At 46.0% G+C, this 24,607-nt stretch carries 20 protein-coding genes; 10 read left to right on the top strand and 10 right to left on the bottom strand.

The window, feature by feature from the left end:
• Positions 1 to 88 precede the first annotated feature (88 nt).
• The 8 genes from rsxA to gloA all read left to right on the top strand — a co-directional run bounded on the left by rsxA (position 89) and on the right by gloA (position 7,224).
• Positions 89 to 670: an electron transport complex subunit RsxA gene (gene rsxA, locus B9J87_RS00350; protein WP_010318463.1), complete on the top strand. Its 582-nt coding sequence runs from the start codon at positions 89 to 91 to the stop codon at positions 668 to 670.
• A 1-nt stretch (position 671) separates the two neighbouring features.
• The gene (rsxB, locus tag B9J87_RS00355; RefSeq protein WP_013857280.1) at positions 672 to 1,259 is read left to right on the top strand and encodes an electron transport complex subunit RsxB; all 588 of its coding nucleotides are present in this window, start codon (positions 672 to 674) and stop codon (positions 1,257 to 1,259) included.
• An 8-nt stretch (positions 1,260 to 1,267) separates the two neighbouring features.
• Positions 1,268 to 3,598 carry an electron transport complex subunit RsxC gene (gene rsxC, locus B9J87_RS00360; protein WP_094149156.1) on the top strand — a complete coding sequence of 777 codons (2,331 nt, stop codon included), beginning with the start codon at positions 1,268 to 1,270 and terminating at the stop codon, positions 3,596 to 3,598.
• Positions 3,598 to 4,644 (top strand): electron transport complex subunit RsxD, encoded by a 1,047-nt coding sequence (rsxD, locus tag B9J87_RS00365; RefSeq protein WP_094149157.1) that lies wholly within the window; start codon positions 3,598 to 3,600, stop codon positions 4,642 to 4,644. Before rsxC ends, rsxD begins: the two co-directional genes overlap by 1 nt.
• 8 nt (positions 4,645 to 4,652) lie before the next feature.
• The gene (gene rsxG, locus B9J87_RS00370) at positions 4,653 to 5,291 is read left to right on the top strand and encodes an electron transport complex subunit RsxG (protein WP_013857283.1); all 639 of its coding nucleotides are present in this window, start codon (positions 4,653 to 4,655) and stop codon (positions 5,289 to 5,291) included.
• On the top strand, positions 5,284 to 5,976 hold the full coding sequence (locus B9J87_RS00375) for an electron transport complex subunit E (protein WP_010318468.1): 693 nt from the start codon (positions 5,284 to 5,286) through the stop codon (positions 5,974 to 5,976). The genes rsxG and B9J87_RS00375 overlap by 8 nt, the downstream gene beginning before the upstream one ends.
• A gap of 27 nt (positions 5,977 to 6,003) precedes the next feature.
• Positions 6,004 to 6,639: an endonuclease III gene (nth, locus tag B9J87_RS00380; RefSeq protein ID WP_064624814.1), complete on the top strand. Its 636-nt coding sequence runs from the start codon at positions 6,004 to 6,006 to the stop codon at positions 6,637 to 6,639.
• A 168-nt stretch (positions 6,640 to 6,807) separates the two neighbouring features.
• Positions 6,808 to 7,224 (top strand): lactoylglutathione lyase, encoded by a 417-nt coding sequence (gene gloA, locus B9J87_RS00385; protein WP_094149158.1) that lies wholly within the window; start codon positions 6,808 to 6,810, stop codon positions 7,222 to 7,224.
• Between the two features lie 107 nt (positions 7,225 to 7,331).
• Here gloA and motY read toward each other — a convergent pair whose 3' ends face one another.
• Complete coding sequence (motY, locus tag B9J87_RS00390; RefSeq protein ID WP_013857286.1) at positions 7,332 to 8,213, bottom strand: flagellar protein MotY; 882 nt, start codon at positions 8,211 to 8,213, stop codon at positions 7,332 to 7,334.
• Positions 8,214 to 8,415: 202 nt separating this feature from the next.
• Here motY and rnt point away from each other — a divergent pair, with 202 nt between their 5' ends.
• Both rnt and B9J87_RS00400 read left to right on the top strand, forming a co-directional pair.
• Positions 8,416 to 9,075 (top strand): ribonuclease T, encoded by a 660-nt coding sequence (gene rnt, locus B9J87_RS00395; protein WP_010318472.1) that lies wholly within the window; start codon positions 8,416 to 8,418, stop codon positions 9,073 to 9,075.
• A gap of 21 nt (positions 9,076 to 9,096) precedes the next feature.
• Positions 9,097 to 10,422 carry a Na+/H+ antiporter family protein gene (locus tag B9J87_RS00400; protein ID WP_010318473.1) on the top strand — a complete coding sequence of 442 codons (1,326 nt, stop codon included), beginning with the start codon at positions 9,097 to 9,099 and terminating at the stop codon, positions 10,420 to 10,422.
• A gap of 82 nt (positions 10,423 to 10,504) precedes the next feature.
• Here the strand turns inward: B9J87_RS00400 and purF are convergent, their stop codons facing one another.
• The 9 genes from purF to nagE form a co-directional block, all read right to left on the bottom strand.
• Positions 10,505 to 12,019 (bottom strand): amidophosphoribosyltransferase, encoded by a 1,515-nt coding sequence (gene purF / locus B9J87_RS00405; protein WP_013857289.1) that lies wholly within the window; start codon positions 12,017 to 12,019, stop codon positions 10,505 to 10,507.
• A 33-nt stretch (positions 12,020 to 12,052) separates the two neighbouring features.
• Positions 12,053 to 12,544 (bottom strand): CvpA family protein, encoded by a 492-nt coding sequence (locus tag B9J87_RS00410; protein ID WP_013857290.1) that lies wholly within the window; start codon positions 12,542 to 12,544, stop codon positions 12,053 to 12,055.
• Positions 12,545 to 12,605: 61 nt separating this feature from the next.
• Entirely contained in the window at positions 12,606 to 13,151 is a 546-nt protein-coding gene (locus tag B9J87_RS00415; RefSeq protein ID WP_094149159.1) for an SPOR domain-containing protein, read from the bottom strand.
• Positions 13,152 to 14,417 (bottom strand): bifunctional tetrahydrofolate synthase/dihydrofolate synthase, encoded by a 1,266-nt coding sequence (gene folC, locus B9J87_RS00420; RefSeq protein ID WP_094149160.1) that lies wholly within the window; start codon positions 14,415 to 14,417, stop codon positions 13,152 to 13,154.
• A 44-nt stretch (positions 14,418 to 14,461) separates the two neighbouring features.
• Positions 14,462 to 15,388: an acetyl-CoA carboxylase, carboxyltransferase subunit beta gene (gene accD, locus B9J87_RS00425; RefSeq protein WP_013857293.1), complete on the bottom strand. Its 927-nt coding sequence runs from the start codon at positions 15,386 to 15,388 to the stop codon at positions 14,462 to 14,464.
• A 175-nt stretch (positions 15,389 to 15,563) separates the two neighbouring features.
• Positions 15,564 to 16,358, bottom strand: a complete 795-nt coding sequence (gene truA, locus B9J87_RS00430) for a tRNA pseudouridine(38-40) synthase TruA (RefSeq protein WP_094149162.1) — start codon at positions 16,356 to 16,358, stop codon at positions 15,564 to 15,566.
• A gap of 171 nt (positions 16,359 to 16,529) precedes the next feature.
• Positions 16,530 to 20,675, bottom strand: a complete 4,146-nt coding sequence (locus B9J87_RS00435) for a FimV/HubP family polar landmark protein (RefSeq protein WP_094149161.1) — start codon at positions 20,673 to 20,675, stop codon at positions 16,530 to 16,532.
• Positions 20,676 to 20,901: 226 nt separating this feature from the next.
• Positions 20,902 to 22,572, bottom strand: a complete 1,671-nt coding sequence (gene glnS, locus B9J87_RS00440; protein WP_088721054.1) for a glutamine--tRNA ligase — start codon at positions 22,570 to 22,572, stop codon at positions 20,902 to 20,904.
• Between the two features lie 328 nt (positions 22,573 to 22,900).
• The gene (gene nagE, locus B9J87_RS00445; protein ID WP_088721053.1) at positions 22,901 to 24,469 is read right to left on the bottom strand and encodes an N-acetylglucosamine-specific PTS transporter subunit IIBC; all 1,569 of its coding nucleotides are present in this window, start codon (positions 24,467 to 24,469) and stop codon (positions 22,901 to 22,903) included.
• Positions 24,470 to 24,607: the final 138 nt, after the last annotated feature.

The following is a 24,607-nucleotide window of genomic DNA, read 5'->3' on the forward strand; positions in this document are numbered from 1 at the left end:
AAAGGTATAAAACCTTATCTTTCCTTGGTTGTTATTCGCTTGGCAAAGCACGATAATCACCAGATCGGAACTTAAGACTTATATAACTATGACCGAATATTTTTTGTTATTAATCGGCACTGTACTGGTCAATAACTTTGTACTGGTAAAGTTTCTAGGGCTATGTCCTTTCATGGGCGTATCAAAAAAACTAGAAACCGCAATAGGGATGGGGTTAGCGACGACTTTCGTGCTAACTCTAGCGTCAGTGTGTGCGTATTTAGTAGAAAGCTATGTCCTTAAACCATTAGGTATTGAGTACTTACGCACCATGAGCTTTATTTTAGTGATCGCCGTGGTGGTTCAATTCACCGAAATGGTGGTACACAAAACCAGCCCAACGTTATATCGCCTGCTCGGGATTTTCCTTCCTCTTATCACCACCAACTGTGCGGTACTTGGGGTTGCGCTTCTCAACATCAACGAAAATCATAACTTCATTCAATCCATTATTTATGGTTTTGGGGCCGCGGTTGGGTTCTCATTGGTATTGATTCTGTTTGCTTCCATGCGCGAACGCATCGGCGTAGCCGACGTACCAACGCCCTTCAAAGGCGCATCAATTGCTATGATAACCGCAGGTCTTATGTCACTCGCCTTCATGGGTTTTACAGGATTGGTGAAGTTGTAATATGAGCACAATACTCATCGCTATTCTTGCACTTGTCGCATTGGCCGCTGTGTTTGGCGCTATCTTAGGTTTTGCCTCTATTCGCTTTAAAGTAGAAGCCGATCCTATCGTCGATCAGATTGATGCGATTTTACCGCAGACACAATGCGGTCAATGTGGCTATCCGGGCTGTCGCCCTTATGCACAAGCCATTGCCAATGGCGATAAAATCAATAAATGCCCGCCCGGCGGCCAAGCAACCATTGAAAAATTGGCTGACTTAATGGGCGTTGAAGCCGAAGAGTCTGCACATGATCTTGATAATAAGGTCAAAACCGTTGCCTTCATTCATGAAGATATGTGCATCGGTTGTACAAAATGCATTCAAGCTTGTCCCGTAGATGCCATTGTTGGTGGAACTAAGGCTCTGCATACCGTGATCAAGTCAGAATGTACTGGCTGTGATCTATGTGTTGCCCCCTGTCCAACGGACTGTATTGAAATGATCCCGGTAGAAACTACGACCGATACTTGGAAGTGGCAAATGAACGCGATTCCTGTTGTTGATGTTACCGACTCTGCCTCACGTGCGCAGAAAAGCGTGAATTAAGGATTGGTATGTTGTCATTAATAGAACAAATCAAAGCTGGCACTCTCTGGAACTTCCCGGGAGGCATTCACCCGCCAGAAAATAAACAGCAATCAAATCAAACGGCACTGACTCATGCCGGTATACCGCCAGAAATTGTATTGCCACTCAAACAGCATATTGGCCGAGCCGGTGATTTACTGGTCAGCGTTGGCGATAAAGTACTCAAAGGCCAACCACTGACACAATACACCTCAACCTTCATGTTGCCTGTACACGCTTCAACCTCTGGCATCATTACCGCCATTGAACCGCGCACCACGGCGCACCCTTCTGGGTTAAGTGAAATGTGTATTGTCATCACGCCTGATCAGCAAGATGAGTGGATGGTACGCGCACCACTGGCTGATTATCGACAACACTCCCCAGAGCAATTGATTGAAGTCATTCGTCAAGCTGGCATCTCAGGGTTGGGCGGCGCCGGCTTTCCTACTGCAAAAAAAATGCAATCAGGCCTCGCTCATACTGATATTTTGATCATCAACGCCGCCGAATGTGAACCTTACATCACGGCCGATGATGTACTCATGCAGCACCATGCCGCAGAGATCATCGATGGGATCAGTATTGTAGAGCACATTCTTAAGCCCAAATTAACCATCATCGGTATTGAAGATAACAAACCTGAAGCAATTCAAGCGTTAGAAGCCGCCGCAATACATAAAGACATCGTGATCCGCGTGATCCCAACCAAATACCCTTCAGGTGGTGAAAAGCAGTTAATTAAATTGCTGACCAACCAAGAAGTGCCTGCGGGTAAAATTCCAGCCGATATTGGCTTGATGGTACAAAATGTTGGCTCTATCTACGCGATTAAACGCGCCGTCATGGATGGCGAACCCCTGATTAACCGCGTAGTCACCTTAACGGGCAATACGTTTAAACAGCCCCGGAATGTCTGGGTTTTATTAGGCACACCCGTACAATATTTACTCGAACAATTTGGCTATAAGGCAGATAAAAAATTACCGCGTCTTATCATGGGCGGCCCGATGATGGGGTTCACCCTGCCTCATTCACAAGTTCCGATCACCAAAACCACCAACTGCATTCTGGCACCCACTCGTAAAGAGATTGCCTCTTCACAACATGAAATGGCCTGCATTCGCTGTGGTCAGTGCGCGGAAGCCTGCCCGGCCTCCTTATTGCCTCAGCAACTGTTCTGGCACGCGAAAGCGGAAGAATATGATAAGTGTGAAGAACTAAACCTCAAAGATTGCATTGAGTGCGGGGCTTGTGCTTATGTTTGCCCCAGTGAAATTCCATTGGTGCAATACTATCGTCAAGCCAAGGCTGAGATAAAAACTCGCCAGCAAGAATCAGAAGCCGCTGAACGTGCCAGAGTACGTTTCGAAGAGAAAAAAGCACGTTTAGAACGCGATAAAGCCGATCGCGAGAATCGTTTCAAAAAAGCAGCCGATGAACGTCGTCAAGAGATAAAACACACAGGCGGCGACGATGCGATTGCAGCGGCCATTGCTCGCGTTCAAGCGCAAAAAGCACAAACAGAAAACAACCCAAGCACCGTAAAACCCGCCGTTGCTGCGGCTATTGCTCGCGCTAAAGCCAAGCAAGCCGAAGCACTGCAAGCAGGTCAAGTCGAGCCAGATAACGCTGAAATGGTTAAATTGCGCGAAGAGCGCAAACGTCAAGCTCGCGAGAAAAAAGCGCAGCAAACCAGTGCTGATGCGCCACCAGCAGAAACTGGTGATGATAAAAAAGCGGCAGTCGCGGCTGCCATTGCCCGAGCGAAAGCACGCAAGGCAGAGCAGCAAACGGCGCCGAGTGAACCCCAGCCAACGCTTGAACCTGCACCAACTCAACCTGAGGATGCAAAAAAAGCGGCAGTCGCTGCCGCCATTGCTCGCGCAAAAGCGCGCAAAGCAGAGCAACAAACGGCGCAGAGTGAACCCCAGCCAATGCTTGAACCTGTGCCTGCTCAACCTGAGGATGCCAAAAAAGCGGCAGTCGCTGCCGCCATTGCTCGCGCCAAAGCGCGCAAAGCCGAGCAGCAAACGGCGCCGAGTGAACCTCAACCAACGCTTGAACCTTCGCCTGCTCAACCTGAGGATGCCAAAAAAGCGGCAGTCGCTGCCGCCATTGCCCGCGCCAAAGCACGCAAAGCCGAGCAGCAAACGGCGCCGAGTGAGCCTCAACCAACGCTTGAACCTTCGCCTACTCAACCTGAGGATGCCAAAAAAGCGGCAGTCGCTGCCGCCATTGCTCGCGCAAAAGCGCGCAAAGCAGAACAGCAAACGGCACAAGCGAAAAACAATCATAATTCTGAGGAGAATAATTAGTGGCCTTTTTTATTGCCAGCTCCCCCCATGCACACAGCAAACGCAGCACATCAGAGCTGATGAAGTGGGTCGCCTTGTGCGCCTTACCGGGGCTTATCGCGCAAAGCTACTTCTTTGGTTGGGGTACTCTCATTCAACTGATGCTCGCTATCATCATCGCTTTGGCTTTTGAATCTGCCGTTATGCTACTGCGTAAGCGCTCACCACTGTTGGCAATCAAAGATTACAGCGCCGTGGTCACCGCTTGGCTTCTGGCCATTGCCATTCCTCCGATGTCCCCTTGGTGGGTTATCTTTATTGGCCTTATTTTTGCCATCATTATTGCAAAACACTTATACGGCGGACTAGGACAAAACCCATTCAACCCTGCCATGATTGCTTATGTGGTTTTGCTTATCTCTTTCCCTGTGCAGATGACCAGTTGGATTGCTCCAACGGAATTAGCCCCTGATCCAATCTCGTTTAGTGATGCATTTTCACTTATTTTCAGTGGCTTCAACGTAGAAGGTTTATCACTACAACAAATCCGAACGGGTATCGATGGTGTCACTATGGCCACCCCGCTGGACGCCGTAAAAACCGGATTACATAACGGTGCGACTCTGCATGAAGCGATGAGCCAGCCTCAATTTAGTGGGTTAGCTGGGCTTGGCTGGGAATGGGTTAACCTTGCCTATTTAGCTGGCGGCTTATTAATGATCAAACTACGTGTGATCAACTGGCATATCCCGATTGCGGTGCTGTGTGGTTTAGTAATGGCAAGTGCTTTCACTGCGCTTATTGAACCGGGAGCAACCGCCTCACCCTTGTTTCATTTGCTCTCGGGCGCGACTATGCTCGGCGCTTTTTTCATCGCAACCGATCCAGTCACCGCTTCCACAACCGTCAAAGGTCGCTTAATTTACGGCGCATTTATTGGCATGATGATTTTCATTATCCGCAGTTGGGGGGGCTTCCCTGACGGGGTAGCCTTCGCTGTATTACTTGCCAACATGTGTGTCCCACTGATTGATTACTACACTAAACCTCGAACCTACGGGCATTAAGGAGCGCTATGTTAACCGCCATTCGCAATAACGGTTTGATTCTCGCTATCTTCGCCTGTGCTTCAACAGGTGTGGTAGCGTTAACCCAATACCTAACAAAAGATCAGATCACCAAGCAAGAGCAGATTCAACTGCAATCGATTTTAAACCAAGTGATCCCGCACAGTTTGCACGACAACGAACTGTACAAATCCTGTACACTGGTGACTGACCCTGCACTTGGTACAGACCAACCTATGCACGCTTATATTGCCACACAAAACGGTGAACCGAGTGGACTGGCTATTGAAGCCATCGCACCTGATGGCTATAACGGCGCGATCAAGGTAATTATTGGCATCAAGCACGATGGCACCATCACAGGGACTCGCGTTCTGTCTCATCAAGAAACACCGGGGTTAGGTGACAAAATAGATTTACGCGTCACTGATTGGATATTGAGCTTTACTGGCAAGCAAGTCACTGAGCAAAATATCGAGACTTGGAAAGTGCGCAAAGATGGGGGACAATTTGATCAGTTTACTGGAGCGACGATTACGCCGCGAGCCGTCGTCAAAGCGGTGAAAAATACCGCTCAGTTTGTGAATCAACATCGAGAAGCACTATTAGCACAACCTTTTGACTGTAAAGGAGCCAGCAATGAGTGATCATAAGACACTGATTAAAAACGGGATGTGGAGCAACAACCCTGCGCTCGTTCAACAACTTGGACTGTGCCCTTTACTAGCGGTTTCTTCCACTGTCACGAATGCGCTAGGTTTAGGCGTTGCGACATTGCTGGTTCTCGTCTGTTCAAATGTCACCATCTCATTAGTACGAGATTATGTCCCCAAAGAAGTCCGTATTCCTGTGTTTGTGATGATCATCGCCGCACTAGTAACTTGCGTACAACTGTTAATGAATGCCTACGCTTACGGCCTGTATCTATCGCTAGGGATCTTCATTCCTCTGATTGTGACCAACTGTATCATCATCGGTCGCGCCGAAGCATTTGCCTCAAAAAATGCAGTGTTGCCTTCAGCACAAGATGGATTTTGGATGGGCATGGGAATGACCACTATTCTGGTAATTTTGGGCGCACTGCGTGAAGTAATTGGCAATGGCACACTGTTTGATGGTGCTGATTTATTACTGGGTCATTGGGCAACCATTTTACGCATTGAGGTCTTCCATTTTGACAACAGCTTCTTGCTTGCGCTCTTGCCGCCTGGAGCGTTTATTGGTGTTGGCTTTTTGATTGCAGCTAAAAATATCATCGATAAAAATCTGGCTGCTCGCCAACCTAAAGAACAAAAGCCCGTCATAGAACGAGCACGCGTCACTAACGCTTAGCGAAATCATAAGGAAGTTTTCCAAACGATGAATAATGTCAAACGAGTCGAGATCCTCGAGCGCTTACGGGCCAATAACCCGAAGCCAGAAACCGAGCTTAAATGGAGCACACCGTTTGAGTTACTGATCTCAGTACTGCTTTCCGCTCAAGCGACTGACGTCAGCGTTAATAAGGCCACTGACAAACTTTACCCTATTGCTAATACGCCACAAGCCATCTTTGATCTTGGCGTTGATGGGCTAAAGCAATACATCAAAACCATTGGTTTATTCAATTCCAAAGCAGAAAACGTCATAAAAACTTGCCGTATATTATTGGATCAATACGCAGGAGAAGTGCCAGAGAGCCGTGAAGCATTAGAATCGCTGCCCGGCGTTGGCAGAAAAACGGCCAATGTGGTATTGAACACCGCTTTCGGATGGCCAACCATCGCCGTTGACACGCATATTTTCCGTGTTTCAAATAGAACCAAGTTTGCGGTGGGTAAAAACGTTGATGAAGTGGAACAAAAGCTGCTCAAAGTCGTCCCTAAAGAATTCAAAGTTGATGTTCATCATTGGTTGATCTTACATGGTCGCTACACCTGTGTCGCAAGAAAGCCGCGTTGTGGCAGTTGTATCATTGAAGATCTTTGCGAATTCTCTGATAAAACTGACCTATAAAATTTAACCAGATCCCCAAAAGACTCAACTCTGCAAGTAGGCAGTAAGTAAACGAATTCCTTTGAACATAGATAAACTCTGTGATTGGAGTGGGTGAACGTAAGCCAACATCATCGCCACAGTGGTCGGGTGGAGATAGATATTTCATCAGAAAGTTAGGAGCTCAACATGTCAAATAGTCGTATTTTGCACACCATGCTACGCGTAGGCGATTTAGAAAAATCGATCGCGTTTTACACCAAGGTCATGGGTATGCAACTGCTTCGTACTAATGAAAATACAGAATACAAATACACATTGGCATTTCTGGGTTATGGCGATGAATCTCAGGGTGCGGTGATCGAACTGACCTATAACTGGGGCACCACAAGCTATGACCTAGGTAATGCTTTTGGCCACATCGCCATTGGTGTTGAAGATTTGTATACCACCTGTGACGCGATTAAAGCGGCTGGAGGTAATGTGACCCGTGAAGCTGGCCCAGTAAAAGGTGGCACCACGCATATCGCTTTTGTGAAAGATCCTGATGGTTACATGATTGAACTTATCCAAAACAAACAAGCATCAGCAGGTTTAGAAGGATAAGTCTCTTTGCGGCATCGGCTAGTTATATAAACTAGATGCGTAAGGTTTCCCGGATAACATCACAAAAAGCAGCCTTTGAAATGGGCTGCTTTTTTACTCTAACGTTATTAGATAATTGTTCGACCCAGTGAAATAACCACGCGACGGTTTTTATCTTTGCCAATGGGTGATGCGTTGTCGGCAATCGGCCTACGTTTACCATAGCCTTGCACTTGAATGCGATCCTCAGGTAACCCCAGTGATTTAAAGTAGTCTCTTAATACCTCAGCCCTACGCTCAGAAAGATCCTGACTCACTCCTCGACTATCAACAGAGTCGGTATAGGTAGAAACCAACACCAAATCAATATCTTGGTTATAGCGAATATAGTCAGCAATTTGCGCAAGCCGTTTTTGCGAAGCTTTATTGAGTTGCACATTATCGCGGTCGTAATGCAGAATCGTAAATGAGATATCTTCAAAACTGTACGTCAGCAAATTGCTCACACAATCGCTAAACACGTTGTACTTCTCTTGAAAAAGAACCGACGAGAGAGCCACTTCAATGCGCTGATCTCGGCTTTGCCAATCTTGGTAGCTAAAGGTTGGATAGCGTCCTTTTTCCAATTCACTGAGTAGGCTCCAAGCGGTTTGACCACCGATGTAACCATCGAACTGTTTGAAGAATTGCAAATTGGTAATACGGTCTGCACTCTCACCCGGACGCCAACTCGGTGGTAATGACACTAAACTTACATTGCGAGTTTCGCCCATTGGACGACGCATTTTGAGTTCGAAATCGAGGTTAATCTTCTTATTCGCACGTGAAGAGAATTCAGCGTCACCGTAATTGGGGATCGGATGGACCAAACGGCACTCTAAAGGGGTATTCGTCACCATCTGCCACGTAGACTGCTGTGGTGTTGCCACATAACGCTTATCCATCGCCATAGGGGCAAAGGATGTCAGTATGCTGGTCATCACAATAGTGGCAGTAACCCATTTATTCATAACGATTTTATTCTCCGAGCGATACTACAACGATGGCGGAAAATTGCCGCTTCGCTTTCTATTGACTAAGTTAATGCAAAAATCTAGCCACATCACCGCACTATCCAACGCATAGTGAAACCTGCATTTATTAACGTGTTTGGTTTTTATCGTAGAAAGAATCTGTAATAATGCCAGCCCTGTCACACAACCAAGAGCTAGCATGACTGAAGTAAATGAAGCATTGACACTGAAAAAGCGTTTCCGCGGTTATTTTCCTGTCGTCATCGACGTCGAAACAGCCGGTTTCAATGCAAAGACCGATGCACTATTAGAAATCTGCGCGATTACGTTGCGTATGGATGAACAAGGTGATCTGCACCCAGCATCGACGATTCACTTTCATGTTGAGCCTTTTGAAGGTGCCAACCTTGAAAAAGAGGCGCTTGAGTTTAATGGCATTCGTGACCCATTTAGCCCATTACGCGGTGCTGTCAGCGAAGCCGAAGCACTCAGAGAAATTTATAAGCTAGTCCGAAAAGAGCAACGCGACAATGACTGTAGCCGCGCGATCATGGTGGCGCACAATGCTACCTTTGACTTGAATTTCGTGATGGCAGCCAGTGAACGCTGCAAGCTAAAACGAGTCCCTTTCCACCCTTTTGCGACTTTTGATACCGCTGCGCTAAGTGGTTTAGCCTATGGGCAAACCGTTTTGGCCAAAGCGTGCAAATCCGCTGGGATGGAATTTGACAATAGAGAAGCGCATTCAGCGCTATACGATACGCAAAAAACGGCCGAACTTTTTTGCGGTATCGTCAACAAATGGAAGGCCCTTGGCGGATGGCCACTTGTTGAACCTTCAGAAAACAATAACAAGTAAACACAACTAACCGAGAAATATATGAATCCTGTAGTAATTTCTGTATGCATCATGCTGCTTCTTGCGCTGATGCGGGTCAATGTCGTCGTCGCACTGACATTTAGTGCGATCGTCGGTGGTTTAGTTGCAGGGATGAGTTTAAATGATGCTGTTTCTGCATTTGAAAGTGGCTTAGGCGGTGGTGCAACCATCGCACTAAGTTATGCGATGCTAGGCACCTTTGCCGTCGCGATTTCTAAATCTGGTATTACTGACTTACTGGCGCAAAACGTGATTAAGCGTATCCATGGCAAAGAGCATGGCGCGGCCACCACAGGTTTGAAGTATGCAGTTCTGGTCGCGCTGGTTCTAGTTACCATGTCATCGCAAAATATCATTCCTGTCCATATCGCCTTTATTCCGATTTTAATTCCACCGCTATTGGGCGTCTTTGCCAAGCTGAAGCTGGACCGTCGCCTAATTGCTTGCGTACTCACTTTTGGCCTTATCACGCCCTATATGGTCTTGCCTGTCGGCTTTGGTGGGATTTTCCTCAATAACATCTTGCTCAAGAATTTACGCGATAATGGCCTTGAAAACGTGACGGCAAGCCAAGTGCCGATAGCCATGCTGCTACCAGCCGCTGGGATGATTTTTGGCTTACTGGTCGCCATTTTCTTTACCTATCGTAAACCTCGCCAGTATCAAGAGACGGAACATACTGTCATTAATACCGAACCAAAAGCGATCAACAAAAAGCATATTTTGATTGCCGCACTCGGTATTATCACGGCACTTGCCGTGCAACTGTCCACAGGTTCAATGATCATCGGCGCACTGGCTGGTTTTATGGTCTTCACTTTTGGTGGGGTGATTGCGTGGAAAGAGACGCACGATGTGTTCACCAAAGGTGTACATATGATGGCCATGATTGGCTTTATTATGATTTCAGCGGCCGGATTTGCCGCCGTGATGAAAGCCACCGGTGGCGTTGAGTCGCTCGTCGAAGCCTTATCAGTAAGCATTGGTGACAATAAAGCTTTATCCGCTTTATTAATGCTGATCGTCGGTTTGTTGGTCACTATGGGCATTGGTTCATCCTTCTCAACGATTCCAATCATCGCAACCATTTACGTGCCCCTTGCCCTCGCCTTTGGCTTTTCGCCTATGGCGACCATTGCGCTAGTGGGTACCGCTGCTGCGTTGGGCGATGCAGGCTCTCCAGCGTCAGATTCCACCTTAGGGCCAACGTCAGGCCTAAATGCGGATGGCCAACACGAACATATTTGGGAAACGGTGGTTCCAACCTTCATCCATTATAATATTCCACTGATTGTGTTTGGCTGGATTGCGGCAATGATCCTTTAGTCAAACCCTGTTAACGAGCACAAAAAAGGCTTCCTAGATGGAAGCCTTTTTCTTTGCAGCCTATTTGGAGAGATGCGCTCGATTACGCGCCTTCGTTATGAATCTCCAGGTTGGCGAGATCTTGCTGGATTTCTCGAACCGTTTTTGCATCGTCGCTGCGCATCGATTCAAGAAAATCAAGATACTGCTGATCAATATCGCCCGTGACATATTCGCCGTTAAATACCGACGCTTCAAATTTTGCAATATCGCGGTTACCCATACCGACGGCATCCACTAAATCTTCCAGATTTTGGAAAATCAGAGCATCGGCACCAATTCGCTGCGCAATTTCATCGGCATCTCGACCATGAGCAATCAACTCGTTAGCACTTGGCATATCAATGCCATAGACGTTAGGGAAACGGATCTCAGGCGCGGCTGACACCATGTACACCTTGTTTGCACCAGAATCACGAGCCATCTCAATAATTTGCTCTGACGTAGTTCCACGCACTATCGAGTCATCCACTAGCAACACGTTTTTGCCCTTAAATTCAGAACGAATCGCATTGAGTTTACGTCGCACTGACTTTTTACGCTGTTGCTGGCCCGGCATAATAAATGTGCGGCCAACGTAGCGGTTTTTGACAAAACCCTGGCGATATGGAATATCAATCGCTTGTGCAATTTGCAATGCGATATCGCACGAAGTCTCAGGAATGGGGATCACGACATCAATATCTAAGTCAGCAAATTCGTTCTTGATGCGCTCACCCAGCTTTTTACCCATTTCTACACGCGCGCTGTAAACCGAAATTTTGTCGATAAACGAATCTGGACGGGCGAAGTAGACAAATTCAAAAATGCATGGGTTAAGTGTTGGATTATCGGCACATTGTTTAGTAAATAGCTGGCCATCAAAGGTCGCATACACCGCTTCTCCGGGGGCAAGGTCACGCACAAAATCAAAGCCGACAGCATCTAGCGCCACCGACTCAGAAGCGGCCATATATTCAGTACGGCCATCGACTTCACGTTTACCTAAGCAGATAGGACGAATACCATGCGGGTCACGAAACGCGATCATCCCATGCCCAATGATCATCGCGACAACAGCATAAGCACCGCGAATGGTGCGATGTACATTGGCGACAGCACGAAACACATCTTCTGCGGTTACATTGCCTCTGACTGTATCAATTTCATGCGCCAAGACGTTAAGCAGCACTTCGGAATCTGAAGTGGTATTGATATGGCGACGATCTTTTTCAAACAACTTCTGGCGTACTTCGTTGGCATTGGTGAGGTTGCCGTTATGAGCAAGCGTGATACCGAACGGGGAGTTAACGTAGAAAGGTTGAGCTTCTGAGGCACTCGAACTACCCGCAGTAGGATAACGCACATGTCCAATACCCACCGTTCCTTGAAGACGCTGCATGTGTTTTGCTTCAAAGACATCTTTCACTAAACCGTTCGCCTTACGCAGACGGAAACGATTGCTTTCTATGGTACAAATACCAGCGGCATCTTGGCCACGATGCTGCAATACCGTTAACGCGTCATAAATTGACTGGTTTACCAGCGTTGTACCCACGATTCCAACAATACCACACATGTCCTGATCCTCGTTTTGCGACAGTAACTGGCGCTAAATCGCGCCAGAGAGAAAACTTGATGTTGCTTGTAAGTGCTCAAAGAACGGCGCAATGATACGGCTAAATTCCGGTACCAATTGCGAGCTCTTCCACCACTCTGAATTTGGAAATGCGGTAAACGCATCCATAAAAAACAAGGCAGCTGAAACAATCAACACACCACGCAATGCTCCAAAAACAATGCCCAGTACCCGATCAGTTCCAGATAGGCCCGTTTTTTGTACCAATTGAGCAATCACATAGTTAATGATCGCTCCGACAATGAGTGTTGCAACAAACAGTGCTGCGATGGCCGCGCCATTACGAAACATGTCATCTTTGATATTTGAAAAATACACCGCAAGTTTTGCGTAGTATTGGCTGGCAATAAAAAATGCACCGAACCATATCACTAATGACAACGCTTCTTTAGCAAAGCCACGGACTAAACTGATCAATGCCGATAGGCCGATCACACTTAAAATGACAATATCTAACCAATTCATGAGTTCTACATCTTAAGTTGGCGCGCATTTTAACAGAAAAAAACGCGACGCAAACGTTTTCTTATGGGTTTAGTGGTTTAAATTTGAGCAATTGACCTTTTGCACCGGTAATTTTTTCCAGTTCTAAGAGTTGACGCTCAAGCTTGGTTTTGGAAACATCTGGACCAATAATGATCCGAGTGAAGCCATTTTCTTGCTTAGTATGAGCTTGATAACCCCGTTTTTGCAGATCTTTAACCACGGTTTTTGCGTTTTCGGCATTCTTTAATGCCATCAACTGAATGAGCCAAGCACTATCTTGGTAATCATTTCTTTCCGCCGTTTCTTTCACTTTCACAGTGAGTGGCTTGCTCTGCGTTGCTGCATCGCTCTGGTTAGTTTGTGCGATCACTTCCACAGGCGAATCGGGCAACGCGACTTGATCTTCAACGGGGTCGAGAATTTCAAACTTCTCAACTTCGCTGTCTAATTCGGGCTTAATTGGGATGCTGGCGATATCTTCTTTGTAGTGGGTCTTTTTGCCATCCAATACATCAGGTAACACTATCACCCCTATCGCCACCAATATAATTGTTCCTACCAAGCGGCTCTGAAACTTACTTGCCATTTATACTCCTTTGTTCTGCCAGTGCTCTAATACTTCACCCACAGTATGAAACGACCCAACCACGATAATGACATCATTGCTATCGGCTTGTGTCATCGCGGCTTCAAAAGCGCTGACTGGGTTAGCAAACGGTTTAACGCCTGGCTCAAGGTACTGACACAGTTCATTCGCTTGCGCGGCTCTAGGGCCACTTAATGAAGCAGGATACCAAACGTTAGCGATTGATTTCAGTTGATGAAGCGTGGCCTTCACATCTTTATCATGCAGCATGCCAATCACCACATGGACCTTTTTGTGTGCGTAACGCTGTTTGAGCTGCGCCACCAAATATTCGGCCGAATGGGGATTATGTGCAACATCAAGAATGATTTCTGGGCTATCACTGATTTTTTGCATCCGCCCAGCAAGTGTTGCGTTGCTAAGCCCATTGACGATATTGACATCACTCACAGCTAAACCGGAGCAGCCGAGTGCCATTAATGCCGTAGCCGCATTAGGCAAGGGCAAGCGAGGGAGCGGTAAATCAGATAACTCAAATGGACCACTTCGCCAATTCCACGTTGTTTCAGAGGCCAGTTCATAGGAAAACTGAATACCGACTTGGTACATCTCCGCACCAATATCATCGGCATGCGCTGCAACCGTTGGTGGTGGCTTAGGCTGGCCACAAATGGCGGGTTTACCTGCGCGATAAATCCCCGCTTTCTCATAGCCAATAACATTGATGTCATCGCCGAGCCAATCCACGTGATCAATCGCCAAGCTGGTGATCACAGAAACATCGTGATCCACAATATTGGTCGCATCAAGTCGGCCACCTAGCCCAACTTCCAATAAAATGACATCCACCGCTTGCGTTTGAAATAAACGCAGTGCCGCCAATGTACCGAACTCAAATAGGCTTAAACTGATGTCACCCCGTTGCGCTTCAACAAAAGCGAAGGCTTGCGTATGCTGTTCATCGCTGAGCTCAAGCGCATTAATACGCACGCGTTCGTTATAACGGATAAGATGAGGTGAGCTATAAACGCCCACGCGATAACCTGCATCCAATAAAATGGCTTCCATTAATGCACAGGTCGAGCCTTTGCCATTCGTTCCAGCCACGGTAATTACGGTAGGTGCAGGTTTAATAAGATTCGCTTTTTGAGCCACAGCTTGAACACGATCCAAGCCAAGGTCGATAGCGGAGGTATGAATATTCGCTAAATAATCAAGCCACATCGCAAGAGAGGATGTGGCTTGTGGGATAAGGTTTTGAGTCATCTAACGTTTATAACCATTAAGCAGTTAGTGTGTTAGTGCCTACTTTACCCTTTTTCGTGCGCTTCTGGTACAGCGTAATCAGGTTCAATCGGTGAATCATCAACAGAAACGACCAACGGTGAGCTGTGATTGGTCAATTTAGCGATCAATCCCCCCACGCGTTGACGCATTTCACGGCGATCGACAATCATATCAATCGCACCATGCTCAATTAGGAATTCGCTGCGTTGGAAACCTTCAGGTAGATCTTCACGTACCGTTTGTTCGATAACTCGACGACCAGCAAAACCAATCAGTGCTTTAGGTTCACCAATATTGATGTCACCAAGCATCGCTAAACTTGCCGATACGCCACCCATGGTCGGGTCCGTCATCACTGAGATATAAGGTAAGCCTTTGCTTGATAAACGTTCAAGCGCCGCACTGGTTTTTGCCATCTGCATCAATGACATTAACGCTTCTTGCATACGCGCGCCGCCACTGGCAGAAAAGCAGACCAAACCACAGTTGTTTTCTATAGCGGCATCAACAGCTCGTACGAAACGCGCACCAACTACAGACCCCATTGAACCACCCATGAAAGAAAACTCAAAAGCACAAGCAACCAAAGGCATACCCAATAGTTCGCCTTGCATCACCACAAGAGCGTCTTTCTCACCACTGCTTTTTTGAGCGGCTGAAAGGCGTTCTTTATAACGTTTTGAGTCTTTAAACTTGAGTTTATCTTGCGGCTCTAACTCGTCACCAATCTCGACACGATTCTGTTCATCAAGAAAAGTCTCTAAGCGGCGACGTGCTTTCATGCGCATGTGATGATCACATTTAGGGCACACTTCCAAATTACGCTCAAGCTCAGCGTGATATAACACTTGCTCACAAGAAGTACATTTCGTCCAAACCCCTTCAGGGATGGATGCTTTACGCGAAGTTACGATATTGCTTTTTTCTAAAATCTTTTCAAGCCAACTCATGGAAGACCTTTACTCTTAACTCTCTCGCGTGATTGCGAAAGATACAAATTTGGGATTTATGCGTGAGGATTAAAACATATAAAATGCTTAGTGTAGACAAAAAACTGGTTGTACCTATTTTCTGGCTGTCATTTCCACACACGTTACGACTCTGTTTTGGACACTTTACGCGTTATTAGTTCAAATTATCATCTAAAAATAGCGGCCCAAGCGACTCTTTTGGTAAAGAAAATTCTTCTGGATAATCAACAGCAACTAAATATAATCCTTCCGCTTTGGCTGTTGCACCCGCCAGTTTTCTATCTTTGGCTTCAAGCAGCCATTTTATCCATTCGGGAGGCTGCTCACCACGGCCGACAACGATGAGGCTACCGGTAATATTTCGCACCATATGATGGACAAAAGCATTTGCTTTAATGTCGATAACGACATAGTTGCCATGCCGAGTCACATTCAAATGCATGACGTTTCGCCAAGGACTATTCGATTGACAATGCACAGCGCGAAAAGAGGTGAAATCATTTTCGCCCAATAAAAGCTGCCCTGCTTGCTGCATTTTCTCAACGTCTAAATCGCCATGATAATGACTGACACCTGAAGATAATATGCCAGGGCGATAAGCATGATTATAAATGATGTAGCGATAACGGCGTGCTGTAGCCGAAAAGCGAGCGTGAAAATCGCTTGAAACCTCAGTTGCCCAACGAACAGCGATATCTTTTGGTAAATGAGCATTGACACCCATTGTCCAAGCGACCATTTTTCGGCAAGCCGTAGTATCAAAATGTATCACCTGCCCTGTGCCGTGAACCCCTGCATCGGTGCGCCCCGCACACAATACTTCAACCGGATGGTTCGCCACAACTGTGAGTGCTTTTTCTAATTCTTCTTGGACACTTTTAACGTCACGTTGTCGCTGCCAACCATAGTATTGAGAACCATTGTACTCAATACCTAAAGCGATTCTCATCATCTGATTCTCTTTGAAAATGGGTCGGGCAGTATAATCGCAATCAAAAAAAAATTCTAATCGACAAGCCATCTACCCCCGACAACTTTCAATGTGAAGTTCAGGTCATCTGCAAGTCAGAAAAGGCTATTCAATAACAACGAGGCCGTATATTCACGGCCTCGTTTGTTTTTAAGCTCGGCGATTAATGCTGTCAATCAAGGATTTCGCTTCTCGTCGAATATCATCACTACCATCAACAATCGCTTCCTCTAACAGTTTTATCGCCCCTTTATCATCGTTCATCTCGATGTAAATTTTGGCGAGGTCAAGCTTACCCGCCGCCTCAGAGTTATTGTCTACATCGATATCACCAATGTCACCAATCACATCCGGAAATTCACTTAAACCAACATCTAACTTGAGTTCTTCATCTTCAGGGCTGATCCCCTCTTCACCCTCAACTTGAGCCATTAGCTCATCGATGGTCATGTACTGGCTCTTTTGGGCTTCAAAATCATCGAGTTCATCTTGAATTCCCCAGTTTTCATCAAGAATTTGAGGCTCGTCGGTTTGGATATCATCGTTCCAAACGGCAAGCTCTTCTTCAGGCACGTCATCTGGGATGGAAGCTTGTTGATCTGGCGTTAAATTAAAACCGTTCCAATCTTCACCGCCTACCTCTAACATTGCATCAATATTCATACCAGCACTATCAATGGTACGAGCATCTAATGGTCGATCAAAAGAGAATGGCGCAGAGGGTACACTTTCCTCATCTAGCCAATCTTTTAAGGCTTTCTCATCGAACTCCTGTTTTGAAACACTCTGCAATTGGTCTGCTTCATCATCTTCTAAAAGCGGCTGTTGATCTGTTTCTAGTGCTGGTTCGTTAATTGAAGCAAGTGCATCTTCTTCACTGAATTCAGGCAAGGTTTGCTCATCAATCGCTTCAAAACTTTCTTGAGCAACAGGCTCTGACGCCGCTTCTTGAGGCTCGGCTATCGCATCTGCCAGCGCGTCTTCTTCTGTGTATTCTGGCAGCTCAAGATCCGTAAGGTCGCTCTCGTCTTCCTTTTCTTCTTCTAGAGGAGGCTCGTTGATTGAAGCAAGTGCATCTTCTTCACTAAATTCAGGTAAGGATTGCTCGTCAATCGCTTCAAAACTTTCTTGAGCAACAGGCTCTGACACCGCTTCTTGAGGCTCGGCTATCGCATCCGCCAGCGCGTCTTCTTCTGTGTACTCTGGCAGCTCAAGATCCGTAAGGTCGCTCCCGTCTTCCTTTTCTTCTAGAGGAGGCTCGTTAATTGAAGCAAGTGCATCTTCTTCATCGAATTCAGGCAAGGCTTGCTCGTCAATCGCTTCAAAACTTTCTTGAGTAACAGGCTCTGACGCCGCTTCTTGAGGCTCGGCTATCGCATCCGCCAGCGCGTCTTCTTCTGTGTACTCTGGCAGCTCAAGATCCGTAAGTTCGCTCTCGTCTTCCTTTTCTTCTAGAGAAGGCTCGCTAATTGAAGCAAGTGCATCTTCTTCACTAAATTCAGGTAAGGCTTGCTCGTCAATCGCTTCAAAACTTTCTTGAGCAACAGGCTCTGACGCCGTCTCTTGAGGCTCAGCTATCGCATCCGCTAGCGCGTCTTCTTCTGACTGCTCTGGCAGTTGGACTTCGGAAAGCTCGCTCTGTGACTGTTCTTCTAGCGATGGCTCATTAAAGGAAGCAAGGAGATCTTCTTCTTCGAACTCCACTAACTTGTCATCGTGGAGATCATCAACATGGTCCTTTGCCGATGATTCTGCTGAATTGGTTTGAAGCGGCTCAACATCAGCTTGGCTTGGTTCTTCGTCTTCTAGCTCACCAATATCCCAGTCTTCATCTTGTGGAACTCCAAATTCGTTAGGGCTGACTTCTGGTTTGCTAACCTGTGCGGGTTCTATTTTTTCCGGGGATGTCGAGCTGCTTAGAGGTTGCTCCTCATTCGGCTTCAGATCCGGATAACTTGCCCCTTCAATTTCTGGGTTAAAATCAAATGAGTCGTCGATAAATTCTTCATCGATGTCGCCATCAATCACTCCCATCTGTTCATCATCCAGTAGAGGATCTTTTTCAGGAGCGGCACTTAGCAGATCGTCAATGAAGATGTCGCTGTTAAACTCGGAATCTTCAACGCTATCGTTTTCATTATCCAACAACTCACTATTTTGCTGTTCGGTCTCTTCGATATTCTGAGCATGCTGCTCGATTTCCAGCAACTCTTCAAATAATGCCGTACCATCTTCTTCAGCGAGACTATCCTTATCTTCAGCACCTTCTTGCTCTTGGTCTGCCTTTTCAAACTCAAGTGATTCAGAACCATTGTCAGTAAATAGTTCGTCCAATAGCTCTGTACTATTCTCATCCAGCTCGGTTTCAATGTCGGATTCCGTAGCTTCTTCACCCAATAACTCATACAGAGTTTGATCACCAGTGAAGTCAACATCATCAATATCTTCTTCGCTCGAAGCGATGTCTTTATCGGGCTGCACAAGTTCTTCAAGTAAGTCGGTGCTTTCCGATAAGTCTGTCTTGCTCTCTTCATCATCACCGAGTAGCTCATCGAGCAGTTCGACACTGTCGCTATCAATTGCTAGGACGTCTTCATCTTGCTCTTCTAATAATTCATCCAGCAGCGCTGTTTCAGTGGAGGAATCAGTTTCTATTGAGGTGAGGTCAGATTGCGCTTCAATCGTTGCGAATAGATCATCAAGTTCACTATCCGACGCTAGCTCTGCTTCTTTTAAATCGAAGTTACCGCCGGTTTTTGCTAGCTCGGGCTCTTCTGAATCCAAGTTGAAATCATCTTCGGACTCATCCAATAATGAATCAAAGTCAAAACTATCATGATGATCGTCATCACTATTGGCGGCAAACAAATCGTCAAGTAGCGATTGATCTAAAGTATCGCTTCCGAGATCTTCAGCTTTATCATCTCCAGCCAATAACGCGTCAATGTCGTCTTCAGAAATGGAATCATCATCATCGGATAAATCAAATTCTGTTTCGCCGTCATCTTCATCTAATAACGCTTCGTCTAAAGCTCGCGCCATCTCATCGAGACCGACAGCTTTTTCGTCAGCACCAACACTGATGCCGTTACTGCTAGCGGTCAAATCTTCTAAATCCGCAGCAAGATCACCATCATCGCCGATACTCGCAAATGGGTCTTCGCCATCTTCACCTTCGAGGTTGAAGTCTAAATCTGTATCGTCTAAATCGGCAAAAATGTCCGATTCTTGTTCAGCATTGTCATCGATTTCATCATCCAGTGTGATGTCGTCACCAAATAACTTCTCACTATCATCAGACTCACCAAACAAGTCATCATCCAGCATTAAATCATCGTCAATATCTTCAAGGCTGCCAGCAGCCATTGGCGTTATAGGCTCTTGATTACCTTGAGTGACAACAGGCTGCTCCGTTGGCTTGGATCGGCGGCCAAGCAACATCACAACCAGTAAACCAATTAACAGGCCAGGAATAAGGGCGAGAGCGGCGACCAGCCAAGAGTTGGAAAGCAGTTGATCAAGTGCACTTGGTGCAAGCTTTTGCGCCTCTAATGCTTTCCTACGTTCTTCATCAAGTAGCTTTTCAACTTCAGAGCGAATGCGGTTTTCGTCACCGAGTTCTCCTTTAAGTGCATCGACTTCAGATTGAACATCTGCCAGCATCAAACGTAACTTATGATTTTTCTCTTCAAGCGCCAGTAATTCAGTATCAGATTTCGCAACTTGTGTGCCAATATCTTTTAGCACAGGTTCACTCTTCGTCTTTTCAACAACTGGTTGAGCGACAGTAGAGGCAATTGTTTTTTCAGGCAAAGCTGTAGAAGCAGCAGTAACAGGCGCTGTTGGCTGCGCCGTATTAGCATTCAATTTGGCTTGATGCGCGGCCATGATATTGACCGCTTCTTGGGTGGGCGCACTATTTACCTGTGCCAATGATGGAACACGTAAGTTGCTACCTGGGATCAAACTGTGAATATTTTGATTTTCGAACGCCTGAGGGTTTAGCCGATAAATGGCCAGCAGGGTTTGTTGTACAGTGACGTTATTCGATGGACGTAGTCGAGTGGCAATAGACCACAAAGTGTCGCTGTCTAAGGTTGGCCCAAAAAACGTCGATGGTTGGCTATTAGCCTGCTGAAGATTACGAGTTTGAGTGAGATTTTCTGAAAATTGAGGAGAAGACTGGATCTCACCATTCGGCCCAACCAGGCGAATGCTCTCGGCACTAACGATAGAAGTCTGAGTCACGGCAACCATTGCTATCGGCAACAGTAGACGCTGAAAAATTTGACGCATATAAGGCTCAGCTATGTGCTTGGAATAAATAAATACGATGATCTGTTTAATATATCGGATAACGCTAGCAAAACTATAGGACGCAAGGTAAAAAATGTGTCACGACTACGATAATCGCAGGAATCTCACACATTTTTCCCCGCTAAGTGAGCTTGCTCAGACAAAAACAGTACCATAATAAAAAGAAAGGCCAGCATTGGCTGACCTTTTTAAATAGTACTTAAGCTTACTCTGCGTCTATTTTTGCCCAAGTGTCACGTAGCCCCACTGTGCGGTTAAAAACCAACGCTTCTGGTTTAGAATCTTTCGAGTCAGCACAGAAATAACCCATGCGCTCAAACTGATAACCTTGTTCTGCGCCCGCAGCAGCCAAACTAGGCTCAACAAAACCATTAATTTTAACCAATGAATCTGGGTTAATGGTTTCGGCAAAGTTGTCAGCCGCCGCCGGGTTGGGAACGGTAAATAGGCGATCATACAAACGAATTTCAGCTGGCAAGGCTTTATCGGCGGATACCCAATGAATAACACCTTTTACTTTGCGTCCATCAGCCGGGTTTTTACCCAGAGTATCCACATCGTAAGTGCAGAATATTGTCGTAATATTGCCTTGTGCATCTTTTTCAATGCGCTCTGCTTTTATTACGTAAGCGCCGCGTAAGCGAACTTCTTTGCCTAGCACTAAACGTTTGTATTTCTTGTTGCCTTCTTCACGGAAATCTTCACGTTCAATCCACAATTCGCGAGTAAATGGAACTTCACGTTCGCCCATTTCAGGCTTGTTTGGATGATTTGCCAGCGTTAACGTCTCGACTTTACCCGCCTCAAAGTTTTCTATCACCACTTTTACAGGGTCAAGAACCGCCATGGCGCGAGGCGCATGTTCGTTTAAGTCTTCACGGATACAAGACTCTAACGAACTGAATTCGATCATATTTTCCTGTTTTGTCACACCTATGCGTTTGCAAAACTCACGAATCGATGCTGGTGTGAATCCACGGCGGCGTAAACCTGAAATCGTCGGCATACGTGGGTCATCCCAACCATCCACTAATTTTTCCGTAACCAGCTGGTTTAGTTTACGCTTAGACATTACCGTGTATTCAAGGTTTAAACGGCTAAACTCATACTGATGTGGTCGACAATCAATCGTGATATTTTCCAACACCCAATCGTACAGACGGCGGTTATCTTGAAACTCTAGGGTACAAATTGAGTGCGTGATCCCTTCCAAGGCATCCGAGATACAGTGGGTAAAATCGTACATTGGATAAATGCACCATTTATTACCCGTTTGGTGATGCTCTGCGAAACGAACACGGTAAAGCACAGGATCGCGCATCACCATAAAGGATGACGCCATGTCAATCTTGGCACGTAAACACGCTTTGCCTTCTTCGAAACCACCAGCGCGCATTTTCTCAAATAGCGCTAGGTTTTCTTCAATGCTGCGATCGCGGTACGGACTTGGCTTACCTGCTTGAGTCAATGTACCTCGATATTCACGGATCTCTTCTGGACTGAGCTCTTCAACATAAGCCAGACCTTTTTGGATCAACTCAACCGCGTATTGGTATAATTTGTCAAAATAATCTGACGAATAACAAACATCACCAGACCATTGGAAGCCGAGCCATTTCACGTCGGCTTTGATTGACTCAACGTACTCCATATCTTCTTTTTCAGGGTTTGTATCGTCAAAACGTAAATTACACTGTCCCTGATAGTCCTGAGCAATACCAAAGTTTAAGCAGATAGATTTAGCATGACCGATGTGCAGGTAACCATTTGGCTCGGGCGGAAAACGAGTATGCACACTTGTGTGTTTGCCATCCGCTAAATCTTTATCAATGATTTGGCGAATAAAATTCGATGGACGAGCCTCAGCTTCACTCATCTATAGCACCTCAAAATTATTTAGTATCGTCAGAAGATTTTTCTGTATGTAAGAGCAGTAATGCTTGCAGAAACAGAAAGTTTGTCGCTAATGATCCACAATTATCCGCTCTTGCACAATAAAAAGTGGGCATTTCCTGCGATTATTTCAAGACATTGCCTTTTGTCTGGCTAGGCTAAGCAAAATTTCAGGCAAAGGGCGTAAGAAATAGGCAAAAGCTACCTTTGTGGGCAGCCTTAAATTTGAATAGCGCTCATTTGATGAATAAGAAAAACCTCTGCATGAAGCAGAGGCTTTAAAATAACCTAATCATCCGTTGCGATTAAGACTAAGGAAGTTTCACGCTAGAAAGATCTTCGTTTGGGCTGACAGCTTTCATTTCACTGGCAACAATCTCAGCCAAAGGACCTAATATAACTTGTAGGTTGTTCTCACCCAATTTAACTACACCTTTCGCACCAAGCTTCTTAAGAACATCTTCGTTAGCCACAGTACGGTCTTTTAGGGTAAGACGTAGACGAGTGATACAAGCATCGATTGATGTCAGGTTATCGTGACCACCAAGTGCCTTTAGGTATTGACGAGCTAGGTCACCTTTTACCGATTCACCAGTTGGACCCGCCACTTCGTCGTCATCTTCACGACCTGGCGATTTCAAGTTGAAAGCGCGGATAGCGAAGCTGAAAGTGAAAAAGTATAGAGCACCAAAACCAAGACCGATTAGTAGAAGTACTAGTGGTTTAGTCGCTAGGCCCCAATTTAGTAGGAAGTCGATTAGACCTGCAGAGAAGCCGAAGCCGTGCAGAGTACCAAACATGTTAGCTACCACAAGAGATAGGCCAGTAAACACAGCGTGCATTGCATATAGAGCTGGCGCTAGGAACACAAACATGAACTCTAAAGGCTCTGTAATACCTGTTAGGAATGAACAGAATGCTACTGAGAATAGTGCTCCACCGACTTGGTGACGTTTTTCAGCAGGTGCCGCTAGGTACATTGCAAGGGCAGCACCAGGTAGACCAAACATCATTACTGGGAAGAATCCGTTCATGAATACGCCAGCAGATTTGTCTCCACCAAAGAAGCGGTGTAGGTCACCAGACTTGATGGTTTCAGTTACAGTGTTAACAGTTGCTGTAATTTCAGGCGTTACAGAGTTAACAAAGTTAAAGGTGTACTCTTGGCCAGCAACTAAAGTTTTCGCTAGAGCAGGATCAACACACAGCTGTTTTAGCGATGGTAGAGCTTGACTAGCAGCAGAGGCGCTAGAGATGATGATCTCTTGACAAGAACCCATACCGAACCAGAAATAAGAATTCAGTACATGGTGTAAGCCTACAGGGATCAGTGCACGGTTAAGAGTACCGTATACGAATTGACCAAGAGAGCCTGAAGTTGATACTGCGTGAGCTAAAGCATCAAGACCGCCTTGAATTGAAGGCCATACAACCCCCATTACCGCACCCATCACTAGAGCAAACAGACCAGCCATGATAGGAACTAGACGTTTACCTGCAAAGAATGCCAACCACTCAGGAAGACGTGTCATGTGGAAAGCGTTGTAAGAGTGACCAGCGATGATACCTGCAATGATACCACCAAAGAATGACATGTTAACGCTTGCGTCGATTGTTGCTGCTGTAGCAGTTAGTACGAAGTAAGCAACCGCACCGGCAAGACCTGCAGCACCGTTACCGTCTTTAGAGAGACCGATTGCGATACCTAAACCAAATAGTAGCGGTAGTTGGCTGAAGATCGCATTACCAGCTGCTGCCATAAATGCGATGTCTAGTAGATCTGGTTGACCTAGTCGTAGTAGAAGCGCCGCAACTGGTAGTGTTGCGATAGGTAGCATAAGCGCTTTACCTAGCTTCTGTGCATATCCAAGAATATTCACCTTAAGTTCCCCCTATAGGATTTAGGATTTTTTGTATTTGGTTGAGCCACTTATTTTAGTCGCTCAATTTAGTCAAACTCAGTTTATGATATTAATTTTGCTCCGCAAATTAAAACCTTATCATTTGTGATCATAATC

It is taken from the genome of Vibrio sp. V19_P1S1T109, from assembly GCF_002241375.1.
GTDB classification, from domain to species: Bacteria; Pseudomonadota; Gammaproteobacteria; order Enterobacterales; family Vibrionaceae; genus Vibrio; species Vibrio anguillarum.